20 protein-coding genes and 2 pseudogenes are annotated in these 19,714 nt (G+C 70.6%); 8 read left to right on the forward strand and 14 right to left on the reverse strand.

All coding sequences use genetic code 11. The annotated features are described in order from the left end of the window. Positions 1-4: 4 nt before the first annotated feature. Together AB0G47_RS20115 and AB0G47_RS20120 are read right to left on the reverse strand one after the other, a co-directional pair. Positions 5-802: a lysophospholipid acyltransferase family protein gene (locus AB0G47_RS20115; protein ID WP_360771474.1), complete on the reverse strand. Its 798-nt coding sequence runs from the start codon at positions 800-802 to the stop codon at positions 5-7. After that, positions 799-1,578 (reverse strand): GNAT family N-acyltransferase, encoded by a 780-nt coding sequence (locus AB0G47_RS20120; protein WP_360771477.1) that lies wholly within the window; start codon positions 1,576-1,578, stop codon positions 799-801. Before AB0G47_RS20120 ends, AB0G47_RS20115 begins: the two co-directional genes overlap by 4 nt. A gap of 236 nt (positions 1,579-1,814) precedes the next feature. Here AB0G47_RS20120 and AB0G47_RS20125 point away from each other — a divergent pair, with 236 nt between their 5' ends. After that, positions 1,815-3,029, forward strand: coding sequence for a CaiB/BaiF CoA-transferase family protein (locus AB0G47_RS20125; protein WP_360771480.1), 1,215 nt, complete (start codon positions 1,815-1,817; stop codon positions 3,027-3,029). A gap of 6 nt (positions 3,030-3,035) precedes the next feature. Here AB0G47_RS20125 and AB0G47_RS20130 read toward each other — a convergent pair whose 3' ends face one another. Further along, on the reverse strand, positions 3,036-3,593 hold the full coding sequence (locus tag AB0G47_RS20130) for a YbaK/EbsC family protein (RefSeq protein WP_360771483.1): 558 nt from the start codon (positions 3,591-3,593) through the stop codon (positions 3,036-3,038). A gap of 74 nt (positions 3,594-3,667) precedes the next feature. Further along, the gene (locus AB0G47_RS20135) at positions 3,668-4,252 is read right to left on the reverse strand and encodes an XRE family transcriptional regulator (protein ID WP_360771486.1); all 585 of its coding nucleotides are present in this window, start codon (positions 4,250-4,252) and stop codon (positions 3,668-3,670) included. A gap of 94 nt (positions 4,253-4,346) precedes the next feature. Here AB0G47_RS20135 and AB0G47_RS20140 point away from each other — a divergent pair, with 94 nt between their 5' ends. Beyond that, on the forward strand, positions 4,347-5,210 hold the full coding sequence (locus AB0G47_RS20140) for a DMT family transporter (RefSeq protein ID WP_360771489.1): 864 nt from the start codon (positions 4,347-4,349) through the stop codon (positions 5,208-5,210). Between the two features lie 96 nt (positions 5,211-5,306). Here the strand turns inward: AB0G47_RS20140 and AB0G47_RS20145 are convergent, their stop codons facing one another. Beyond that, positions 5,307-6,047, reverse strand: coding sequence for an acyltransferase (locus AB0G47_RS20145; protein ID WP_360771492.1), 741 nt, complete (start codon positions 6,045-6,047; stop codon positions 5,307-5,309). A gap of 133 nt (positions 6,048-6,180) precedes the next feature. On the opposite strand from AB0G47_RS20145, the gene AB0G47_RS20150 reads away from it, so the two are divergent. Further along, entirely contained in the window at positions 6,181-6,711 is a 531-nt protein-coding gene (locus AB0G47_RS20150) for a gamma carbonic anhydrase family protein (protein ID WP_360771495.1), read from the forward strand. 2 nt (positions 6,712-6,713) lie between these two features. On the opposite strand, the gene AB0G47_RS20155 is transcribed toward AB0G47_RS20150, so the two are convergent. The 3 genes from AB0G47_RS20155 to AB0G47_RS20165 all read right to left on the reverse strand — a co-directional run bounded on the left by AB0G47_RS20155 (position 6,714) and on the right by AB0G47_RS20165 (position 9,807). Next, positions 6,714-7,388 (reverse strand): DedA family protein, encoded by a 675-nt coding sequence (locus AB0G47_RS20155; RefSeq protein ID WP_360771498.1) that lies wholly within the window; start codon positions 7,386-7,388, stop codon positions 6,714-6,716. 82 nt (positions 7,389-7,470) lie between these two features. Then, positions 7,471-9,099 carry a carboxylesterase family protein gene (locus AB0G47_RS20160; RefSeq protein ID WP_360771501.1) on the reverse strand — a complete coding sequence of 543 codons (1,629 nt, stop codon included), beginning with the start codon at positions 9,097-9,099 and terminating at the stop codon, positions 7,471-7,473. A 255-nt stretch (positions 9,100-9,354) separates the two neighbouring features. Continuing rightward, a complete protein-coding gene (locus AB0G47_RS20165) occupies positions 9,355-9,807 on the reverse strand; it encodes a DUF4442 domain-containing protein (RefSeq protein WP_360771504.1) in 453 nt (150 codons plus the stop codon). An 81-nt stretch (positions 9,808-9,888) separates the two neighbouring features. Between AB0G47_RS20165 and AB0G47_RS20170 the strand changes: the two genes are divergently transcribed. From AB0G47_RS20170 to AB0G47_RS20185, 4 genes are all read left to right on the forward strand, one after another. Beyond that, complete coding sequence (locus tag AB0G47_RS20170) at positions 9,889-10,869, forward strand: hypothetical protein (RefSeq protein WP_360771507.1); 981 nt, start codon at positions 9,889-9,891, stop codon at positions 10,867-10,869. 77 nt (positions 10,870-10,946) lie between these two features. Continuing rightward, entirely contained in the window at positions 10,947-11,960 is a 1,014-nt protein-coding gene (locus AB0G47_RS20175; RefSeq protein ID WP_360771510.1) for a hypothetical protein, read from the forward strand. 112 nt (positions 11,961-12,072) lie between these two features. Then, positions 12,073-13,113: a hypothetical protein gene (locus AB0G47_RS20180; RefSeq protein WP_360771513.1), complete on the forward strand. Its 1,041-nt coding sequence runs from the start codon at positions 12,073-12,075 to the stop codon at positions 13,111-13,113. A gap of 62 nt (positions 13,114-13,175) precedes the next feature. After that, complete coding sequence (locus AB0G47_RS20185; protein ID WP_360771515.1) at positions 13,176-14,483, forward strand: MFS transporter; 1,308 nt, start codon at positions 13,176-13,178, stop codon at positions 14,481-14,483. Here AB0G47_RS20185 and AB0G47_RS20190 read toward each other — a convergent pair. The 4 genes and pseudogenes from AB0G47_RS20190 to AB0G47_RS20205 all read right to left on the reverse strand — a co-directional run bounded on the left by AB0G47_RS20190 (position 14,445) and on the right by AB0G47_RS20205 (position 17,011). Beyond that, the gene (locus AB0G47_RS20190; protein WP_360771708.1) at positions 14,445-15,236 is read right to left on the reverse strand and encodes a fused MFS/spermidine synthase; all 792 of its coding nucleotides are present in this window, start codon (positions 15,234-15,236) and stop codon (positions 14,445-14,447) included. The genes AB0G47_RS20185 and AB0G47_RS20190 overlap by 39 nt on opposite strands. 132 nt (positions 15,237-15,368) lie before the next feature. After that, positions 15,369-15,620: pseudogene (locus AB0G47_RS20195) on the reverse strand (elongation factor Tu); the annotation flags it as partial. Positions 15,621-16,280: 660 nt separating this feature from the next. Then, a pseudogene (locus tag AB0G47_RS20200) lies at positions 16,281-16,643 on the reverse strand (DNA methyltransferase); the annotation flags it as partial. 11 nt (positions 16,644-16,654) lie between these two features. Continuing rightward, positions 16,655-17,011: a hypothetical protein gene (locus AB0G47_RS20205; protein WP_360771518.1), complete on the reverse strand. Its 357-nt coding sequence runs from the start codon at positions 17,009-17,011 to the stop codon at positions 16,655-16,657. Between the two features lie 600 nt (positions 17,012-17,611). On the opposite strand from AB0G47_RS20205, the gene AB0G47_RS20210 reads away from it, so the two are divergent. Continuing rightward, on the forward strand, positions 17,612-18,553 hold the full coding sequence (locus AB0G47_RS20210) for an endonuclease/exonuclease/phosphatase family protein (RefSeq protein ID WP_360771521.1): 942 nt from the start codon (positions 17,612-17,614) through the stop codon (positions 18,551-18,553). Positions 18,554-18,674: 121 nt separating this feature from the next. Here AB0G47_RS20210 and AB0G47_RS20215 read toward each other — a convergent pair whose 3' ends face one another. Both AB0G47_RS20215 and AB0G47_RS20220 read right to left on the reverse strand, forming a co-directional pair. After that, on the reverse strand, positions 18,675-19,379 hold the full coding sequence (locus AB0G47_RS20215; RefSeq protein ID WP_360771524.1) for a twin-arginine translocation signal domain-containing protein: 705 nt from the start codon (positions 19,377-19,379) through the stop codon (positions 18,675-18,677). Positions 19,380-19,393: 14 nt separating this feature from the next. Next, positions 19,394-19,642 carry a hypothetical protein gene (locus tag AB0G47_RS20220; RefSeq protein ID WP_360771527.1) on the reverse strand — a complete coding sequence of 83 codons (249 nt, stop codon included), beginning with the start codon at positions 19,640-19,642 and terminating at the stop codon, positions 19,394-19,396. Between the last annotated feature and the right edge of the window lie 72 nt (positions 19,643-19,714).

Consider the following 19,714-nt stretch of genomic DNA (forward strand, 5'->3'; position numbering starts at 1 on the left):
CGGCTCACCCGTGGGCGGCCAACTCCCGGGCGTTGATGACTGCTTGCGCCTCGGTGGCCAGCGCGCGCCGATCGGTGCCGTGCAGCGGCGCGTGCCCGGTGATCCGCACGGTCAGGCCGCCCGCGCGGGCGACCCGGTGCAGCGAGGCCGCGAAGGTCTCGTCGCCGAGGAAGGCGGCGGCGGTGCTGGGGGTCCCGTCCTGTTCGTAGCGGATGGTGACAGGGCGTACGGGGGCGCCCGCGTCGGCGGCCGCCTGGAAGGTGGCCCGGCGGAACCGGCCGCCGGACACGGAGCACCAGGTCGTCGCCTGGGGAAAGACGGCGACCGAGCGTCCCGAGCGCAGGGTCGCCGCCAACTCGGCGACGGAGTGCGGCAGTTGACGCACGCCGTCACGGTCGATGAACTGCGTCCCGGCGCGCCGGGCGAGCGTGCCGACGACCGGCCACCGGCCCACCTCCCGCTTGGCGAGGACCGTCACCGGCTCCACGGCGAGCAGGGCGACGACGTCGAGCCAGGAGATGTGGTTGGCGACGATCAGGGTGCCGGTGGGGCCGCCGCCGACGGTCAGCCGGTCGAGGTCCGCCGCCGGCCGTACGCCGAGCGCGGCGAGCACGCCCCTGGCCCGCGCCCGCAGCGCGCCGGGCTCGGCGAGGCGGCCGCCCTGCGCCGCGCCCTTGCCGATCTCGTACGCCAACGCGGCGTACCGGCGGGCCACTTCGCCCGGCGGAACCGGCGGCACCGGCGGCGCCGACCGGGTGGCGCAGGCCGGGGTGCACAGACTCGCCGGGGCCCAGGAGCTCATGGCGTCTCCCTCAGGAAGTAGCGGCGGTGGCGGTCGCTGAGCCGTTCCATGTCGAGCAGGACGAAGAAGTCGGCGACATCGAACTCGGGGTCGTGCGTCGGCGCCCCGCACATCCAGGCGCCGAGCCGGAGGTAGCCCCGAAGCAGCGGGGGAAGGTCGGCGTAGGTGGGGCGCTCCACGGTCGGCTCGGCGGGTGTCCAGGGCCGCCGGGGGTGCACCCGGAGCTCGGGCGGCGACGCGTGCTTGGACGTGCCGAGCAGCCAGGCGCTGGAGGCGGCCTTCCCGCCGTCGGACAGCGGCACGGACGCGCAGCCGGCCAGATAGCGGTGACCGGAGAGCAGGACGTAGCGGGCGAGCGCGGACCACATCAGGTTGATCACCGCGCCGGAGCGGTGATCCGGGTGCACGCAGGAGCGCCCGGCCTCGATCGTGGACGAGCGGAGGTCCGCGAGTGCGCGCAGATCGAACTCGCCGTCGGAGTAGGACCGCTCGGACCGTCCGGGCGGCAGCAGGCGGTAGGTGCCGACCACCTCGTCCGTGGTGGTGTCGGTGACGATCAGGTGGTCGACGAGGTCGTCGTAGTCGTCCACGTCGTGGCCGGGCAGGGGTGTGTGGAGGGTGGCGCCCATCTCCTCGCCGAAGACGCGGTACCGCAGGCGCTGCGCGGCCCTTATCTGGCTCTCGGAGTCGGCGATGGAGGTGACGTACGAGCCGGTGACGGCGCCGGGGGCGGCGGGCGTCGAGGCGGCGGCCGAAGCAAGCGGTGTCGAGGGCATGCCCGCACGGTCCTTGCGCCGGCTGAACTGCGCACGATGGCCGCGAGGCCGGTGGTCAGGACCCTCATGAGCAACAGATGAACGACGCCCGCAAACCCCTGACCCGGTCTTTTCACACAATCGACCGTCGCGTTCAATGAACCGGCCGCCGGGCCACCGGCCGGTGTCGGGAACGTGACCGCGACCGTACAGACTCACCTACGCAGGCCCCCGCACGCGCCGAACGAGAGGCAGTCATGGCGACCGCACGACAGACACCCGGCCCGCTCCCCCTGGCGGGCATCACCGTGGTCAGCCTTGAGCAGGCCGTGGCCGCGCCCTTCGCCACCCGCCAGCTGGCCGATCTCGGCGCCCGCGTCATCAAGGTGGAGCGCCCCGGCGGCGGAGACTTCGCGCGCCGCTACGACACCACGGTGCACGGCCAGGCCAGCTATTTCGTCTGGCTCAACCGCTCCAAGGAGTCCCTCACCCTGGATCTCAAGTCCGACGAGGGCCTGGAGATCCTGCACGAGCTGCTCGCGGGCGCCGATGTGTTCGTGCAGAACCTCGCCCCGGGCGCGGCCGACCGGCTCGGGCTCGGCGCCGAAGAGCTCCAGGCCCGTTACCCGTCGCTGATCCCCTGCACGGTCAGCGGTTACGGCACGAGCGGCTCCTGGGCGGACCGCAAGGCGTACGACCTGCTCGTGCAGTGCCAGACGGGCCTGCTCTCGCTGACCGGCACGCCCGACGAGGCGGTGCGGGCCGGCATCTCGGTGGCCGACATCGCGGGCGGCATGTACGCCTACAGCGGTGTCCTGTCCGCGCTGTTCACCCGGGCGACGACAGGGCGCGCCCCGGCCGTCGAGGTCTCCCTCTTCGACGCACTGGCCGAGTGGATGAGCCAGCCCGCGTACTACACGCGCTACGGCGGCACGCAGCCGCCGCGGGTCGGCGCCCGGCACGCGACGGTCGCGCCGTACGGCCCCTTCACCGCGTCCGACGGCAAGGACGTACTGCTCTCCGTGCAGAACGAACGCGAGTGGGCGGCCCTGTGCGAGCGGGTCATCGGCCGCCCCGAGCTGACCGACGACCCCAGGTTCGCCACCGGCTCCGACCGTGTGGCGCACCGCGACGAGCTCGACGCGATCATCTCCGTACGCTTCGCCGAGCTCGGCAGCGAGGAGGCGATGGAGCTGCTCGACCAGGCCAGCATCGCGAATGCAGGAGTGAATTCAGTGACCGAGTTCCTGGACCACCCCGCCCTCGGCGAGCGCGACCGCTGGCGGGAGGTCGCCGTGCCCGGCACGTCCTCGCCCGTGCAGGCCCTGCTGCCGCCCGCGCATCTGAGCGGCGTGAGCCCGCGCATGGATCCCGTACCGGCAGCGGGCGAGCACACCGAGTCGATCCTCTCCGAGCTGGGCCGCGGCCCGGACGACATCGCCCGGCTGCGTGCAGCAGGTGTCTGCCCCTGAGCCGGGTCAGGCGACGCCGAGCCCTTCGAGGACGACCGCGTTCGGCAGCCCGACGAACACCTTGCCCGGCACGATGAGCTTGCCCCGGCGGCTGCCGCTGCCGATCAGGACGTACGGCAGGTCGACGACGGCCGCGTCCACCAGGAGCTGCCAGTGGGCGGGCAGGCCGATCGGGGTGATGCCGCCGTACTCCATGCCGGTCTCGCCGGTCGCCGTGTCCATCGGCGCGAACGAGGCCTTGCGGGCGCCGAGTTGGCGGCGCACGACGCCGTTCACGTCGACGCGGGTCGAGGAGAGGACGAGACAGGCGGCGAGCGTGGACTCGCCGCCGCGCTTGCCGGCGACGACCACGCAGTTCGCGGACTGCTCCAGGATGTCTTGGCCGTAGTGCTCCACGAAGGTGGCGGTGTCGGCCCACTGCGGGTCGGTGTCGACGTGGATCAGCTGCTCGGCGGGGACGTCCCCGCCCCAGCCGCGCACGGCGTCGGCGACGGGGGTCACCAGGAGGTCGAGGGCCTCGGCGGCCGGACGGACGGCGTCGAAATCTCCCATGGGTGCACGCATGCCCGCACGCTAACAGCGCCGCATACGCGGCGACTCGGCCGTCTCAGGGTGCGGGCACCGTCCCGCCGCGGCACTCAGTAGGAGGCGGCGTGCGCGGGCGGCACGGACACCGACATGGTCATCTCGACCGGCTCTGCGCCCTTGTTGTGGTAGCCGTGCGGGACGTTGGCCTCGAACGTCGCGGCCGACCCGGCGGCGACGGCATGCTCCGCCCCGTCCACGACGAGCGTCAGCTCGCCCGCCGAGACATGAAGCAGCTCGATGGTCCCCGGCGGATGCGCGTCGGAGTCGCTGCCCTCACCGGGCATCAGCTTCCAGGCCCACAGTTCGAAGGGGCCGCGCGCCTCCGTCCCGACGAGCAGCGTCGTGCTGCTGCCCGCCTCCGTGGACCACATCCGCACCGCCTGCTCCGGCGGCACGAGCCGCACGTGCGAGCCCTGTTCGTAGTCGAGGAGCGTGGTGATGCTGACGCCTAGGGCGTCGGCGAGCTTCACCGTGATGCCCACGCTGGGGTTGGTCCTTGCCTGCTCGATCTGGATGATCATGCCGCGACTGACGCCCGCGCGGGCCGCGAGCGCGTCGAGCGTGAAGCCGCGTTCGGTGCGCCAGCGCTTGAGGTTGCGGGCGAGCGACTGGGTGAGCTGGTCGAGGTCCGACACATTCCGTCCAATATATTGGATGACAGAGTTCACGATGCTGCACTACGGTGTGGTGCACCTAAGGGTTCACCACACTGTACTGCGAGGATCATCGATGACAGCACTGTTCGCCCTGGCCACCAGCCTCCTGTGGGGCCTCGCCGACTTCGGCGGCGGACTGCTGACCCGACGCATCCCCGCACTCACGGTCGTCGTCGCCTCGCAGGCCATCGCCGTGATCGTCCTCGGCGCGATCGTGATCGCGACCGGCGGCTTCACGGAGTGGGGCCCGCAACTGTGGTTCGCGGTGGGCGCGGGGCTCGTCGGCCCGGTCGCGATGCTCTCCTTCTACAAGGCGCTCGCCCTCGGCCCGATGGGCGTCGTCTCGCCGCTCGGCTCCCTGGGCGTCGTCGTACCGGTGGGCGTCGGGCTCTTCCTGGGCGAGCGGCCCGGGGTGCCGCAGTTCGCCGGGATCGCCGTCGCTGTCGTAGGCATCATGCTCGCGGGCGGGCCCGAGCTGCGCGGCGCGCCCGTACAGCGGCAGGCGGTCCTGCTGACCCTGCTCGCGGCCTTCGGATTCGGCGCGGTGATGGCCCTCATCTCCGAGGCGTCGAGCACCATGACCGGCCTGTTCCTCGCCCTGTTCGTGCAGCGCGTGACCAACGTGGCGGCGGGCGGCGCGGCCCTGTTCGTCTCGGTGAAGCGCGGCGGCGTCGCACTCCCCGAGGGCACAGGCATGGGCGTGATCTGGGCGTCGCTCCCGGCACTGGCCTTCGTCGGCCTGGCGGATGTGGCGGCCAACGGAACGTACTCGACAGCCGCCCAGAACGGCCCGATCACGGTGGCGGCGGTACTCTCCTCGATCTACCCGGTGATCACAGCACTGGCGGCACGCTCGGTCCTGAAGGAACGCCTGCGCGGAGTGCAAGCAGCAGGCGCAGGCCTGGCCTTGGTGGGCACGGTCCTACTGGCGAGCTGAAAGCGCCCCTGAAAGGGGCGCGGGGCTGTGACATTTGCGGCTCCGCCGCGTGGGCGCGACAAGCCCCAACGAACCCGCAGACGAGGGAAGCCGGAACTACCCCTCCCCCAATTCCCCCAGGGCAAGCAACTGTTCCGGCGTAACCCCATCCGGAATAGGAACCGGCGCAGGCGTACGCAACGGCGGCTGCCACCCCGCTTCGGGATCCCACGTCCGCACGACCCGCGCCGGCGCGCCGGCAACCACCGCATGGTCGGGGACGTCACCCCGGACAACGGCCCCCGCAGCCACCACAACATTCCGCCCGATCCGCGCCCCCGGCAGGATCACGGCATTCGTGCCGATCCAGCAGCCGGGCCCGATCTCGACCGGCTCCATACGGGGCCACTGCTTCCCGATGGGCGTGTGCGGATCGTCGTACGAGTGGTTCGTCGACGTCACGTACACGCTGGGCCCGAAGTAGCAGTCGTCGCCGATCGTCACCGCCGTGTCGGCGATGACATGGCTGCCGCGGCCGAGCACGACGCCGTTGCCGATGCGCAGGATCGGGTCGGGGCCGAGGTCCAGATCGGGCATCATCCCGGCGGTCAGCGTGACCTGCTCGCCGATGATGCAGTGGTCCCCGATGCGGATCCACGGCTCACCGAAGACGGTCCCCTGCGGGAAAGCGAGCTTCGTGTTCTCGCCGAGCGCGCCGAACCGCAGCCGCCCCGGCCGCCGCGCGGTGACCGCGCCTGTCCGCTGCACCCACGCCCAGCCCGCGTGAACGGCGCGCTGGGCCGCGCGGCGCCGCCAGTCGGCGACCGCGGATGAGAACGTGTTCCTGTTCTTCGGCACGGGCTCACGTTACTCAGCCACGGGCCCACGCGTGGGCCCGGACCCCTGTGATCTTCACCCCACACGGCGGCGCGCCCGCCGTCGTCCCGTACGGTTCCGCCAGGCGCGAGACACGTACGAATGGAGACATCCGATGGGCCACGAGGCACTCATCACCGGGATCGGCGGCAAGCACCCGAAGATCGATCAGGACGCCTTCACCGCGCCCACCTCCGTCGTCATCGGCGAGGTGACCCTGCACGCCGGTGCGAGCACCTGGTACGGGGCGGTGCTCCGCGCCGACGGCGGGCCGATCGTCGTCGGCGCCGACAGCAACATCCAGGACAACTGCAGCCTCCACGTCGACCTGGGCTTCCCGATGACCATCGGCGAGCGGGTCTCGGTCGGCCACAACGCCGTCCTGCACGGCTGCACCGTCGAGGACGACTGCCTCATCGGGATGGGCGCCACGGTCCTCAACGGCGCGGTGATCGGCGCCGGTTCACTGGTCGCGGCGCAGGCACTCGTCCCGCAGGGGATGGTCGTGCCGCCAGGCTCGCTCGTCGCGGGCGTGCCCGCCAAGGTGCGCAGGCCCCTCACCGACGAGGAGCGCGCGGGCATCACCCTCAACGGCACGATGTACGTCGAGCTGGCCAAGGCCCACAAGGACGCCCACGCGGGCTGACGTCAGTCGGCGGCCGGGACGGGCACCGGCTCGGCCGCCTGCACGCCACTCCCGGCCTCGGCCTCGGCGCGCTCCGCGGACTTCTTGGCGCGGCGCTTGACGAACAGCATGGAACCGACGCCGATCAGGACGGCGATGGCAAGGCCGAAGTACGAGAACCGCTTGAGCCAGTCCTCCGCGACCACGCCGATGTAGTAGATGACGGCGGTGGTGCCGCCCGCCCAGACGATGCCGCCCAGGACGTTGGCGACGAGAAACTTCCAGTACGGCATGCGCAGGACGCCCGCGAGCGGCCCGGCGAAGATCCTCAGCAGGGCGACGAAGCGGCCGAAGAAGACCGCCCACATGCCCCACTTCTGGAAGGACCGCTCGGCGGTGGCGATGTTCGCGGCGCCGAAGTGCTTGGGGAATTTCCCTTCGAGCCACGCGAGGAGTGGCCGGCCGCCCTTGCGGCCGATCGCGTATCCGATGGAGTCGCCGATGATCGCGCCCGCGGTGGCGCAGATCCCGAGGATCACCGGGTTGAGCTCGCCGTGCTGCGAGGAGAGCAGCGCTGCGGATACGAGGACGATCTCACCCGGCAGCGGGATGCCCAGGCTCTCCAGACCGATGATCACGCCCACCAGCGCGTAGATACTGACGGCCGGTACGGTCTCCAGCCATTCCTGGACGTGCAACGCCGGTTCCTCCTGTGCTGGTGTGCCTGTACCCGGCGTGCGCGGTCCCCCCTGGCTCGCGCACGCCGGGCAGCCTACCCGCTCACCCGGCGTCGGCCGGAGCGGAGTCCCACAGGTCACACCGGTGATCGTCGGCCAGTGTCGTGCTCACCGTGTTGCCGCCCGCGGAGGCGGTGCGCAGCGAGAGCACCTGGCCGGGCCGCGTGCGCTGATCGGGCGCTGCGGGCTGGCCGTCGGCGCTCGGCGGCCCGCCGTGGATGAAGGAGCCCCAGTACTGGACCATCTGCCGGGCCAGCGACTGCTGCTCGGCATTGAGCGGCGACGCGAGCCCGAAGTGCTTGAAGAGGTACTGCACTTCATTCACATGGGTCGCCCCGAAATCGAAGGTCTTGCCGGCCTCACGGATCGACGCGAAGGGCGGCGACGTGCGGTCCGCGAACTCATAGGCGTAGACGGGCCCGCGGTCCGCGAGCGCCTTGTTCATGCGCAGCGCGGTGCAGGCGAACATCCGGTCCCCGAGCGAGGCGGCGTAGGCGTGCGTCGGCGAGGCGTGCTCGGACACCGGATAGCGCTTGAGGACCTTGGCTCCCAGCTCTTCGCCGTACGCCTGGGTGAGCGCGCCGGGGTACTGCTCGGCGGTGAGCGGTCTGCCCTGCCCGTCGAACTGGGCGTAGGCGAAGAGCCGCCCTTCGTCGCTGTTGGCCCCGTTCAGCACGGGCACGTCCGACGCGCTCCCCCGCGCGTACGCCTCCTCCGGCTGCACCGGCAGGAAGTCGCCGCCGACGACCGGGCCCCAGTCGAAGCCGGCCTGCGCCGCGAGGATCTCCGCTGAGGACTTCTTCCGCAGACAGGCGAGGGCGGTCGCCGGGTCGGGGCAGCCCGCCTTCTTCGCGAACGCCGCGCCCTGCGCACCGGCTTCTTTCTGCTCACGGGCCGCGCAGTCGCCGTACGCGCCGCTCTCCACGATGCCCGCGCGGAAGAGGCCCTCTGCGGTGGGCGAGGCGAGCAGGGTGCAGACGGAGCGGCCGCCCGCGGACTCTCCCGCGATGGTGACGCGGTGCCGGTCGCCGCCGAACGAGCCGATGTTGGCGCGCACCCAGCGCAGGGCCGCCTGCTGGTCGAGCAGGCCGTAGTTGCCCGAGACGCGATCGGACGCCTCACCGTCGAGGCCCTCTCCGGCGAGGAAACCCATCGCTCCGAGGCGGTAGTTGACGGTCACGACCACGGTGCCGGTGCGCCGGGCGAAGGCGTCCGGGACGACGTCCTCGCCCGCTCCCGCGGTCAGCCCGCCGCCGTGCAGCCAGACCATGACGGGGCGTTGGCGCCGGTCGGCGCCATCGGGGGCGTAGACGTTCAGGTCGAGGCAGTCCTCGGTGTGACTGGGATTCTCATAGCCGGGATCCCAACTGGCGCTCTGCACACACCGGTTGCCGAAGGAGGTGGCGCCGCGCACGCCGTGCCAGGGCTTCACTGCCCGTGGCTCCTTCCACCGCAGCGCGCCGACCGGCTGGCGCGCGTACGGAATCCCGAGGAACTGGCGCCCCTCGGCGGTGGATTCACCGCGTAACCAGCCCGCGTCCGTTCGGACGAGCGTCGCGCCCTTCGTCGGCGGGTCGCTCCCCGCGGGCTGACCGGCCTGCGCGGCCTGCGGGGTGAGCACGGCCGCGGCGGTCGCGGCGACGGCGAGGAAGCCGGACACTGCGGCCCGCACCCGCCCCGGCCTGCCGCTGTCTCCGCCTCCGCCGCTACCGCTGCCTCTTCCCGCTGCCCTCGTTCTCCTCAAGCTCCTCATGCGGCGACTCCTCTGCAGATGTCGACCCACTGGCGGCGAGGAAACTACGACCGCTGATGACTCGTGTCAATGAGTTGAACGGGAAACGGCGTCGTACCGGCCGGCACCCCCGTGCCCGACCGGCGCGACGCCGTTCGCCCGACGAACGTACGTAAACGAACGCCCGGACGCGACTCAGTTATTGGGCCGCAGCGTCCAGACGACGGTCATCTCGCCGGTCACGGCGCCGTCCGCGCGCTGGATCTCGATCGCCACCGGGAACTCGGGCCGCTCCCCCGCGTCCAGCTCGGCGATCACATCGGCGGCGGGACGGCCGAGGGTCGCGGTGGCGGTCACCGGACCCATGGCGAGCTTCTTGTACGCGATGTCGGCGCGCACGGCGAGCGGCACGGCCCGCGAGAGCTGCTCCCCGAAGGCGGCGAGCACGATGGCACCGCTCGCCGACTCGCCCAGCGTGAACATGGCTCCGGCGTGCGGCCCGCCGACGTGGTTGTGGTAGTCGCCCTGGTCGGGCAGGGCGACCACGGCCTTCTCGGGCGTGGTCTCACGGAACTCGAGGTTCAGGGTCCGGGCCATCGGCACGGTGGCGGCGAGCATCTCGCCGATCGACATCTGGTCTGCGCTCATGGCAGCGATGTTACCCACGAGTAGCGTTCTTTGGCCAGGAACTGACTCGACGTGGATCACGGTCGCCTATCGTTGCTGCTCATGTGGCCAGGAGAGCAGCAGCCCGGGGGCGGGCCGAATCAGCAGCCGAATCCCTACCACCAGCCGGGATACCAGCAGCAAGGGCAGCAGCAGGGGCACCAGCAGCCGGCCTCCTGGAACGCGCCCACCGTCCCCGGCGGCCCGGCGCAGGCCCCGCACGACGACGGCGGCGGCAGCGGCCGGGGCGGCAACAGGACCAAGATCGTCGCCATCGTCGCGGCCGCCGCGGTCGTGGTGGCCGCGGGCGTCACCGCCTTTCTCGTCCTGGGCGGCGACAAGGACGACACGGCTAAGCCGGACCCGACGCGGTCCGCCTCCGCGTCCCCGAGTCCCGCCGCATCCGACAAGTCCGACCCACGCGGCAACGACCGCGGGCCCAAGCCGACGATCCCCGGCTGGCAGACGGTCGTGAACCCCGAGCGCGGCATCGCCTTCGACGCGCCCCCGGGGTGGGCACTCAAGTCGAAGGACTGGGTCGAAGCCGTCGGTGAGGCCGACGACCCCGACAGCATCCTGATCGGGATGGCGGCACCCGCCGTGCTCAAGGAGCAGTGGTGCGCGAGCGACCCCGACCGGGACGGCACCAAGGACTACAGGCCGCTCGCGGAGGCCGGGAGCAAGGGCAACCGCAGCGCGAAGAGCACCGAGCAGATCGCCAAGAAGGACTCGGCGACATGGGTGTACGGCGCGTACTCCCAGCCCGACCGGAAGAACATCCGGACCAGCGCGGTGGAGTCGTACACCACCAAGTCCGGCATCACGGGCAGCCTGGCCAGTTCCTCGGTCTCCGGCGTCAAGAAGGCCGACGACAAGTGCCGGACGAACGGCAAGGCGACCACCTTCGGATTCAAGGACTCCCAGGGGAAGTTGGTCTCATGGTCGTTCTTCGGCGCCCGGGGCGTGAGCGGTGAAGTGCCGGAGGCGACGGTCAAGAAGATGCTCAGTACGGTGCGCGAATACGACAATGGGCCCGAGTCCTGAGCAACCGCCCCGCCGCAGCCCCTCTCACCTGGGGTTGCCGTGCTGACCGCGCGTCAAGACCCGTATCGTTGCCCGCCATGTGGCCAGGACAGCAGCCGCCCGGGGGCGAGCAGAACCCGCAGAACCAGAATCCGTACCAGCAGCCGGGGTACCAGGCACCGAACCCGTATCAGCAGCCCGGGTATCAGCAGCAGGGCCAGCAACAGGGTCAGTGGAGCGCTCCGACCGCGCCGATGGGTGTCACGCAGCCGCCGCCCGGCGGCGGCGGTGGTGGCGGTGGCGGTGGCGGCAGCAACAAGACCAAGCTCGTGGCGATCGTCGCCGCCGTCGCGGTCGTGGTGGCCGCCGGTGTCACCGGCTTCCTGGTCCTTGGCGGCGACAAGGACGACGAGGCCGACTCGAAGCCGTCCAAGTCCCCCTCGAAGTCCGCGTCGAAGCCGAGCAGCGACCCGGCGAACGGCGGCGGCACCGAGCGCGGCACGGGCAACGGCCCGAAGCCGGTGGTCGAGGGCTGGCAGGTCGTGGTGAACCCCAAGTGGGGCACCGCGTTCGACGTCCCCGCCGACTGGGAGGTGCAGTCGCCGGACTCGGCGATCGCCTTCGAGGACGACAAGGGCAAGCCCCTCATCACCATGTCGGCGCCCGCCTACTACAAGTCGAAGTGGTGCTCCGACGACGAGGACAGGGACGGCAACTCTGACGACACCGCGCTCGGCGCCGTCGGCACCAAGGGGGCGAACGGCGCGAAGAACACCGACGAGGTCGCCGTGAACCAGGTGCCCTGGTGGGTCTTCGGCGGCTACACCCAGCCCGACAAGAAGAGCCTCAAGTTCGACGAGAAGGCGGAGCCCTTCACCACGAAGACGGGCATCAAGGGCAGCCTCGCCCGTGCCCATTCGGAGAACACGCCCCAGAAGGGCAAGTGCGCCTCCGACGGCAAGGCGATCACCTTCGGCTTCAAGAACTCCGCGGGCGAGTACGTCGCCTGGAACCTCTACAGCGCCAAGGGCGTCAAGGAGGAGATTCCGGAGGCGACGATCATGAAGATCCTCAATACGGTGCGACTGGCCGGCGATCCCACGGAGTCCTGAGCCGTTGTCCTGAGTCGTTTAGTACGCCACTGGGGCTTGTGCCCAGATGTGTCGGCCGCTCCGCGAGGGCAGCGATGACATCAGGCCACAAGCCCCTCTATGGTTACTGCCCATGTGGCCAGGACAGCAGCCGCCCGGGGGCGAGCAGAACCCGCAGGACCCGAATTCCAATCCGTACCAGCAGCCGGGGTACCAACAGCCGAACCCGTATCAGCAGCCCGGGTATCAGCAGCAGCAGCCGCAAGCGGGTGCCTACTCGCAGCCCGAGCAGCCGCAGCAGTGGGCCGCGCCCACTCCGCCGCCGATGCCGCCCCAGCAGGGCGGCGGCCAGGGCGGGGACGGGAACAAGACGAAGATCACCGCGATCGTCGCCGCCGTCGCGGTCGTGGTGGCCGCCGGTGTCACCGGCTTCCTGGTCCTCGGCGGCGACAAGGACGACGAGGCGGACGAGAAGCCGAAGAAGTCACCTTCCAAGTCCGCGTCCAAGAAGCCGAGCCCGACCGAAGAGGGCGGCACCGAGCGCGGCACGGGTAACGGCCCGAAGCCGACGATCAAGGGCTGGCAGGTCGTGGTGAACCCCAAGTGGGGCACGGCCTTTGACGTTCCCGCGGACTGGGCCGTCCAGACGCCTGACACCATGATCGGATTCGAGGACAGCGCGGGCGACGGCTTGAAGCCCCTCATCAGCATGTCGGCGCCCGCAATCTACAAAGAGAAGTGGTGCACGTCCGACGACGACAAGGACGGCTCGTCGGACGACACGTCCCTCGCCGCGGTCGGCACAAAGGGCCAGAATGGCGCCAAGAACACCGAGGACGTTGCGCGCAACGACTCCGCGTGGTGGGTCTTCGGCGGCTACACGGACCAGAAGAAGGCCGACAAGAAGAAGATCAAGATCGGCAAGATCGAGTCGTTCACCACAACCTCTGGCATCAAGGGCAGCGTCGCGACCTCCACGACCGCCGGCGTCGCCAAGAACGACAAGTGCGACTCGGACGGCAAGGCCACGACGTTCGCCTTCAAGAACTCCGAGGGCGAGTACGTGGCGTGGACCCTGTACGGCGCCAAGGGCGTCAAGGACGAGGTCCCGGACGCGACGGTGCAGAAGATCCTCAAGACGGTACGTCTGCACGGCGACCCCGAGGAGTCCTGAACCACCGGCTCCCGCGCTGAATCCGTTTGGCAAGTCGGTGTCCGGGCGGCGATAGTCCCCAGGTGACCGCTCCCGCCGCCGCACGCCGCCCCACCTGGGCAGGCCGCAACTACACCCTGCTGACCGCCGCCGCGATCGTGACCAACCTGGGCAGCCACGGCGCCCTGATCGCGGCGGCGTTCGCCGTTCTCGACGCGGGTGGGGACGGCGGGGACGTGGGTCTGGTGGCGGCGGCGCGCACGCTGCCGCTCATGCTGTTCCTGCTCATCGGCGGTGCCGTCGCCGACCGGCTGCCGCGCCACCAAGTGATGGTCGCGGCCAACGCCCTCAACTGCCTCTCCCAGGCCGTCTTCGCGGTCCTTGTCATCTCCGGCACTCCCCCGCTGTGGTCGATGATGCTGCTCACCGGGCTCGGCGGCGTCGGCCAGGCGTTCTTCGGCCCGGCCGCCGAGGGCATGCTGATATCGACGGTCAGCGGCGAGCAGGCGGGCCGTGCCTTCGCGCTGTACCGGATGGCGATGCAGGGCGCGGGGCTCGGCGGCGCCGCGCTCGGCGGTCTGATGGTGGCCGCGCTCGGGCCCGGCTGGGTGCTCGCGGTGGACGCGGCCGCGTTCGCGATCGCGGGCGCCATGCGGTCGTTCCTCGACGTGAGCCACATACCGGCGCGCGAGCCGGGCGGCGGGCTGCTCTCGGATCTGCGCGATGGCTGGCGCGAGTTCATCGGCCGGCCGTGGCTCTGGGCGATCGTCGCGCAGTTCTCCGTGGTGGTGGCGGTGGTCGGCGCGGCCGAGGCGGTGTTCGGACCGCTGGTGGCCCGCGACGAACTGGGCGGCGCCGGGCCCTGGGGCCTGGCGCTCGGCGCGTTCGGCGCGGGCACGGTCGGCGGCGCCCTCCTGATGATGCGGTGGAAGCCGCGCAGGATGCTGCTCGCCGGAACCCTCTGCGTCTTCCCGCTCGCCGCGCCTTCGGCAGCGCTCGCCGTGCCGCTGCCGGTGTGGGGTCTTGCGGCGGTGATGTTCGTCAGCGGTGTCGCGATCGAGGTGTTCGGCGTCTCCTGGATGACGACGATGCACCAGGAGATCCCCGAGGAGAAGCTGTCCCGCGTCGCCGCCTACGACTGGTTCGGCTCGATCGCAATGGTCCCGCTCGCCACGGCTCTCGCAGGGCCGGCCGAGGTCGCCTTCGGGCGTTCGGCATCGCTGTGGGGCTGCGCGGCGCTTGTGGTCGTGGTGACGGCGCTTGTCCTGCTCGTCCCCGACGTGCGGAACCTGACGCGGCGTACGCAGTCGAGGGAGGTGGCTGCTTCCCCGGCCGCTTCCCCGGCCGCGCGCTCAGCCGATGCTGAAGGCGCCGTCGGGCGGCTCGGGTGAGGCCACCGCGTCCTCGTCCCGCACCGGCCGCGCGTCGCCGATGAACCGCCGCAGGGCGGCCCCGTGCTCGACGCGTGCCGGGAAGACGTCGGCCGCCGCCCGCCGGGCGAGCGCCTGGACGTCGATGGCGTCGTGGGAGGCGACGAGCACCGCGTTGCCGAAGCGGCGGCCGCGCAGCACAGCCGGTTCGGCGATCAGCGCGAGCTCCGCGAACACCTCGGCGAAGCCCGCCAGTTGGGAGCGCAGGAACGTGAAGGGCGCGCCGTCGGCGAGGTTGGCCGCGTAGATCCCGCCCGTTCGCAGCACCCGCTCCGCGGCCCGCGCGTAGGCCACGGAGGTCAGATGGGCGGGCACCCGCGAGCCGCCGAACACATCGGCGACCAGTACGTCGGCGCTGTCGGGCGCCGCCGCTTCCAGCCACCGGCGGGCGTCGTCGCCGTGCACGGCGATCCCGCAGCCGTCCGGCACCGGCAAATGCTCCCCCACCAGGTCGAGCAGACCGCGGTCCGCCTCCACCACGTCCTGGCGTGAACCGGGCCGGGTGGCCGCGACGTAGCGGGGCAGGGTGAGCGCGCCACCGCCGAGGTGGAGCACATCGATGGGGCGCTCCGGCTCGGCCGCGATATCCAGGACGTGGGCGAGGCGCTGCGCGTACTCGAACTCCAGATGTGTGGGCGCGTCCAGGTCGACGTACGACTGCGGCGCCCCGTCGACCGTGAGCAGCCAGGCGCGCGGCCGGTCCACGTCCGGCATCAGCTTGGCGGTGCCGTGATCCACGTCCCTGATGACGGGTATGGCCTCGTCCGCGCGTTCGTCCTCAGTCACCGCTCCATTGTGCCCGCCTCCCGCAGCGGTGGATCCCCTGCGGGAGGCGGGCAGCTGCCGTCAGCCGACCTCGGTCACCGTGCCCGCGCCGACGGTGCGGCCGCCCTCGCGGATCGCGAAGCCTAGGCCCGTCTCCAGGGGCATGTCGCGGCCGAGCTCGACCGTCATGGTGACGGTGTCGCCGGGCCTGGCCACGGCGGCCTCACCGAGGTCGACGTCACCGACGACGTCCGCGGTGCGGAGGTAGAACTGCGGCCGGTAGCCGGTCGCGATCGGCGTCGACCGGCCGCCCTCCTTGGTCGAAAGGACGTACTCCAGGCCGCCGACGCCTGAGCACAGGGACCCGATCGAAGGATCAGCGCCGGCCATTGGCGCATCCGGTAGTACAGGTGCGGGAGCGGAAGGTGGCTGCGGTTCCCGGCTACGCGGGGTCCGGACCGCGCACTTTGCCTCGCCTGCCGGGCCGGTGGACTTCCATGAACTCGGGCAGCTGGGTGGGCGGCGCACAACGAGGGCGTCCTCGTGCTGAATAACCGTGAGGGGCATGCCCTGGCGGCGGGCGTCGCGGACGTTCTTCATCTGGAAGAAGGAGGGGCGGGCGACGAGTCTGCCCTCGCGGATGCCCGCGAGAAGGGCGACGTTGCGCTCGACCGGAGTCAGTCCGGCGGCTTCGGCAGCGGCGAGGACGGCGGAGGGCAGGTCGACCAGTTCCCCGCGCTCGCGCCAGGGGCGGGTGGTGATCACAGCATGTCCGCCGGGGCGCAACAGATGGCGGCACTGGATGAGGATGTCGGTGAAGGCGTCGAGGAGAGGTTCGAGGCCGACGTGGGCGAGGTTGGAGGGGTCGCGGCTGTAGCGGTAGTCCCGCTTGGTCACGCCGCGTTCGCCGCTTTCGCGGGTGGAGCGGACCTGGCCGTGAACGCTCGCGCCGTAGGGCGGGGAGGTGACGACGAGATCGGCCTTGCTGTGGTGGCGGACGTCGAAGAGCTGGGTGAGCTGGCGGGCGTCGCCGCAGGCAACGAGGCCGACACCGCCCTTGCTTGCCCCCATGGTGTGGATGACGTCGTCGCGGGCCAACTTGGCCCAGCGGGGCTCGTATTCCACGCCAAGGGCGTGACGGCCGAGGCGGAGGGCTTCGACGAGGGTGGTGCCGATGCCGCACATCGGGTCAAGGACCAGGTCGCCGGGCTTGGTGTAGGTGGCGGTCGCGTGGGCGGCCAAGGCGGGGAGCATTTTGGCGGGGTGTGCAGCGGAGCCAGGGACGTAGCGGTCGCCCCGTTGGACGGGGGTGGAGGTGGGGGCGGTGTTCCACACCGATTCCGGGGCTGCGATCACAGCGGACTCCTTCAGGCGTGCAGGACGAGAAGGTCGGAGTGGATGAGGCCGGGCGGCGCGTCGGCAGGTGGCGCGGGCACGATGCGGTCTTCGGCCGGGAAGCCGTGGACGATCACGATGTGCTGCAGGTAGCGGAAGCCGGCGGTGCGGGCGGTGGCGATGAGCAGTCCGAGCGGGTCCGTGAGCAATCCGGCGTCGCGGCGCTGACGGGTGGCGGGCAGCAGCAGGCCGTCGGAGCGCAAGAGGCGGTGGGTGCGGTGGAAGAAGCCGGGCCAGCAGTCGTCGATAGCGCCCTGCTCGTCGCTGCCGTAGTGCGTGCGCGGGGCGGTGACCGGGATTGTGTCTGGGTGGAGCTCCGCCAGGATCACCCGCGAGCCCGGCGCTTCGCCCGCTCCATCAGGGAACGCAGGGTCAGCCGTGCACGAAGTTCGAGCATCCATGCCGGGGCCGGTGTCAGCCACCGCGATCTGCAGCAGCGAAGCGGGGGCCCGCCCGGCTGGTTGGATGAACTCTGTGCGGATGTTTTCGATGGCCCAGGTGGGCAGGACGGCCGGGCAGCGGGCGGGAACGAGGTATCGGATGAGCGGGGAAGCCAGACGCTGATTGGCAGCGGCGCTGCCGTCGTGCGGGAGTTCGTCACGGGTGGGCGCGGTGCGCGGGCCGGACGGCGAGTGGTGCTGACATCAATCTAAGGAGACATTCAGCGGCGGATCGTGGCAGTTGACTCGAAGCGTTGACTCGGAGCGATGTCGTGTTCCTCGATCAGGGCAACCGAGATCATGCTTGCACCGAGACCGTCAGCGATCATGGCATCGAGCAGATGACGGATCGGCTCGGTGAATCTTGGGCAGATCTGGCGAGGGGAGGCCGGAGGGATGACGGACACTGCCGTGTGCACGCGTCACTCAGCCAACAGGAACCGGGGCACCTACCGTCGCGGGCGTCGATGGGGACAAGTCGGCTGCGGCGTGCTGCTCGCCATGCTGTGTGTCCTGCTTGTCGTACGGCTGGCAGGACTCGATGCGGGTACCCCGTTCGCCGTGCCTGTGGTCTTGTTCCCGTATGGCGCCGTACTCAGCGTGCTCGCCCTGACCGCCATCATCGCCGTCCCTGCTGTGCGCTCTCTCCGGCTGGTCATCGTCGCTGCACTTCTCGCAGCTTCCTACGTTGCGCCACTGATACCGAGGTTCGTACCGCACCACCAGCAGCACGTCCCGGCGCAGGCACCCGAGTTGCGTGTAGCCACCGTCAACACTCATGTCGGCAGGGCGGATGCGCGTGCGCTGGTAGAGCTGGTGAAGTCCGAACGGATAGATGTCTTGGCCGTGCAGGAGCTGCCGTCCGCTGGGATCGCCGCACTCACCGAAGCCGGCTTGGACAAAGTTCTGCCCTACCAGGAGCTTCATCCCGAGAACGACTCCTCTCTCTATTCACGGATTCCGCTGACGCACGGCGGCCCGCTGAAGGCGGACACCGCCTGGGCCCAGACCACTGCACAGGTGACAGTCGGCGGACGCCCCGTACGAATGGTGGCCGTTCACACGTACTACCCCCTTGGTGACGCCAATCGCTGGACCCGGGACATGACCGCCCTCACCTCCGTCGCCCACCGCAGCGGCCCGGACACGGTGTTCCTGGGCGATTTCAACGCCTCTCTCGACCACGCTCCGATGCGCGAACTGCTCACCTCCGGCGGGCTCGCGGACACTCATGCCGAACTCGGCAAGGGCTGGGCTCGCACCTGGCCTGCCAACAAGAGCCCGTTGCCACCCCTGGTACAGCTCGACCACGTTTTGCACGGCTCCGGCCTGGCGGGCATCTCGGTGAGCGAGCGGACCATTGCGGGCACAGACCACCGGGCAGTCATCGCCACGCTCGCGCTGCTGCCCACAAAGGAACGTGCTGGATAGGCCCGCCGCCCCGTACTCCACGTCGGGCTTCTCCACGGGGGTCCTCTCGGCCACTGTCAGGTTGCCGAGAAGCCCCAACAGTCGGCAAGTTGCCCCGGAACGCTGGGCATAGTGGGGCAGCTCAGCGGCGGTTGGTCTGCTGTCGTGCCAGGCGCCGGGCGCGCTCGCGTCGGGCCTTGGAGAGGGGATCCACAGTCGTACCGGCGCCGTGGCCGGCAGTGGCCTCGCCCCGGCGGAGTTTGCGGGCTACGTCGCGTACCTCTTGGTTGTCGGGTCCGCGGTCGATGTAGAAGAGGGATTCGTCCACCGGGTTGTCGTCGCCGCCCCATCGGACAAGGCCTTCGCAGTCGGCCACGATGTCGCGCACCACGAGCACCTGGAGCGGGAAGAGGCTGCCCTTGGCGGCGGCACCTGGGCGAATGCGGACCGCGGTGCCGGAGGCGAGGTTGGACTCGGGCAGGTCCGCGTTCAGCTTGTCGATTCTCTGCCAGCCGGCAAGGTCGCCGGGGTGCAGCTGCTCGACTTCGTAGTGGTAGCGGCGGATGACGTGGAGCAGGATTGCTTCCGCGTCGCCGATCCGGATGTCGAGCTTGAGGCCGGTTCCGGGCACCGGGCGGGTCCACACGGTGGAGACGTGGTTTGCCTCCTTCTCCAAGGACCAGCCGTTGGCGGATGTGGGCACCTTGGCCGGTGCGGTCTTCGGAGCCTTGACGGGCGCGGCCGTCGCCACGCTCGGCGTCAGAGAGGTCACAGCTGCTGCGGCCGTGATGATGCCCGCGTGCGCCAGCACGGTCCGTCTGGAAACACCTCGTATGTCACGCTGCACGTCTTCGTTTCCTTTCACGGTGAGTAGATGATGAGCGCCGTGCTCGGCAGGAACGTGGCCAGGACGCTGAGCAGCCAGTAGGTGCGTGGCGTAAGCGAACTCCGTTGCGCAAGGGGCCGGTTGACCGCGGACCAGAGCAGGGCGTAAAGGCCTACGACGATGGCCACGATCACCACCCACAGCCCCATACCGTCGTTCTCCTCCGGCTCGGGGCCTGTCACCCAGTTCGATGCGAGGAACCACAGCAGCCAGATGGGCACCACACCTGGGATCCCGAGAAGCAGATTGGCACCCAGAGCTGCAGGCCACCGTCTGGTCATCTCTACGGCCTTCTT

The sequence above is a fragment of the Streptomyces sp. NPDC021622 genome (genome assembly GCF_040640795.1).
GTDB lineage: Bacteria > Actinomycetota > Actinomycetes > Streptomycetales > Streptomycetaceae > Streptomyces.

Coding starts and splice junctions, on each gene's coding strand:
- AB0G47_RS20115 (WP_360771474.1), bottom strand. CDS start 802: ATGAGCTCCTGGGCCCCGGCGAGTCTGTGCACCCCGGCCTGCGCCACC.
- AB0G47_RS20120 (WP_360771477.1), bottom strand. CDS start 1,578: ATGCCCTCGACACCGCTTGCTTCGGCCGCCGCCTCGACGCCCGCCGCC.
- AB0G47_RS20125 (WP_360771480.1), top strand. CDS start 1,815: ATGGCGACCGCACGACAGACACCCGGCCCGCTCCCCCTGGCGGGCATC.
- AB0G47_RS20130 (WP_360771483.1), bottom strand. CDS start 3,593: ATGCGTGCACCCATGGGAGATTTCGACGCCGTCCGTCCGGCCGCCGAG.
- AB0G47_RS20140 (WP_360771489.1), top strand. CDS start 4,347: ATGACAGCACTGTTCGCCCTGGCCACCAGCCTCCTGTGGGGCCTCGCC.
- AB0G47_RS20150 (WP_360771495.1), top strand. CDS start 6,181: ATGGGCCACGAGGCACTCATCACCGGGATCGGCGGCAAGCACCCGAAG.
- AB0G47_RS20165 (WP_360771504.1), bottom strand. CDS start 9,807: ATGAGCGCAGACCAGATGTCGATCGGCGAGATGCTCGCCGCCACCGTG.
- AB0G47_RS20170 (WP_360771507.1), top strand. CDS start 9,889: ATGTGGCCAGGAGAGCAGCAGCCCGGGGGCGGGCCGAATCAGCAGCCG.
- AB0G47_RS20175 (WP_360771510.1), top strand. CDS start 10,947: ATGTGGCCAGGACAGCAGCCGCCCGGGGGCGAGCAGAACCCGCAGAAC.
- AB0G47_RS20180 (WP_360771513.1), top strand. CDS start 12,073: ATGTGGCCAGGACAGCAGCCGCCCGGGGGCGAGCAGAACCCGCAGGAC.
- AB0G47_RS20190 (WP_360771708.1), bottom strand. CDS start 15,236: ATGCCGGACGTGGACCGGCCGCGCGCCTGGCTGCTCACGGTCGACGGG.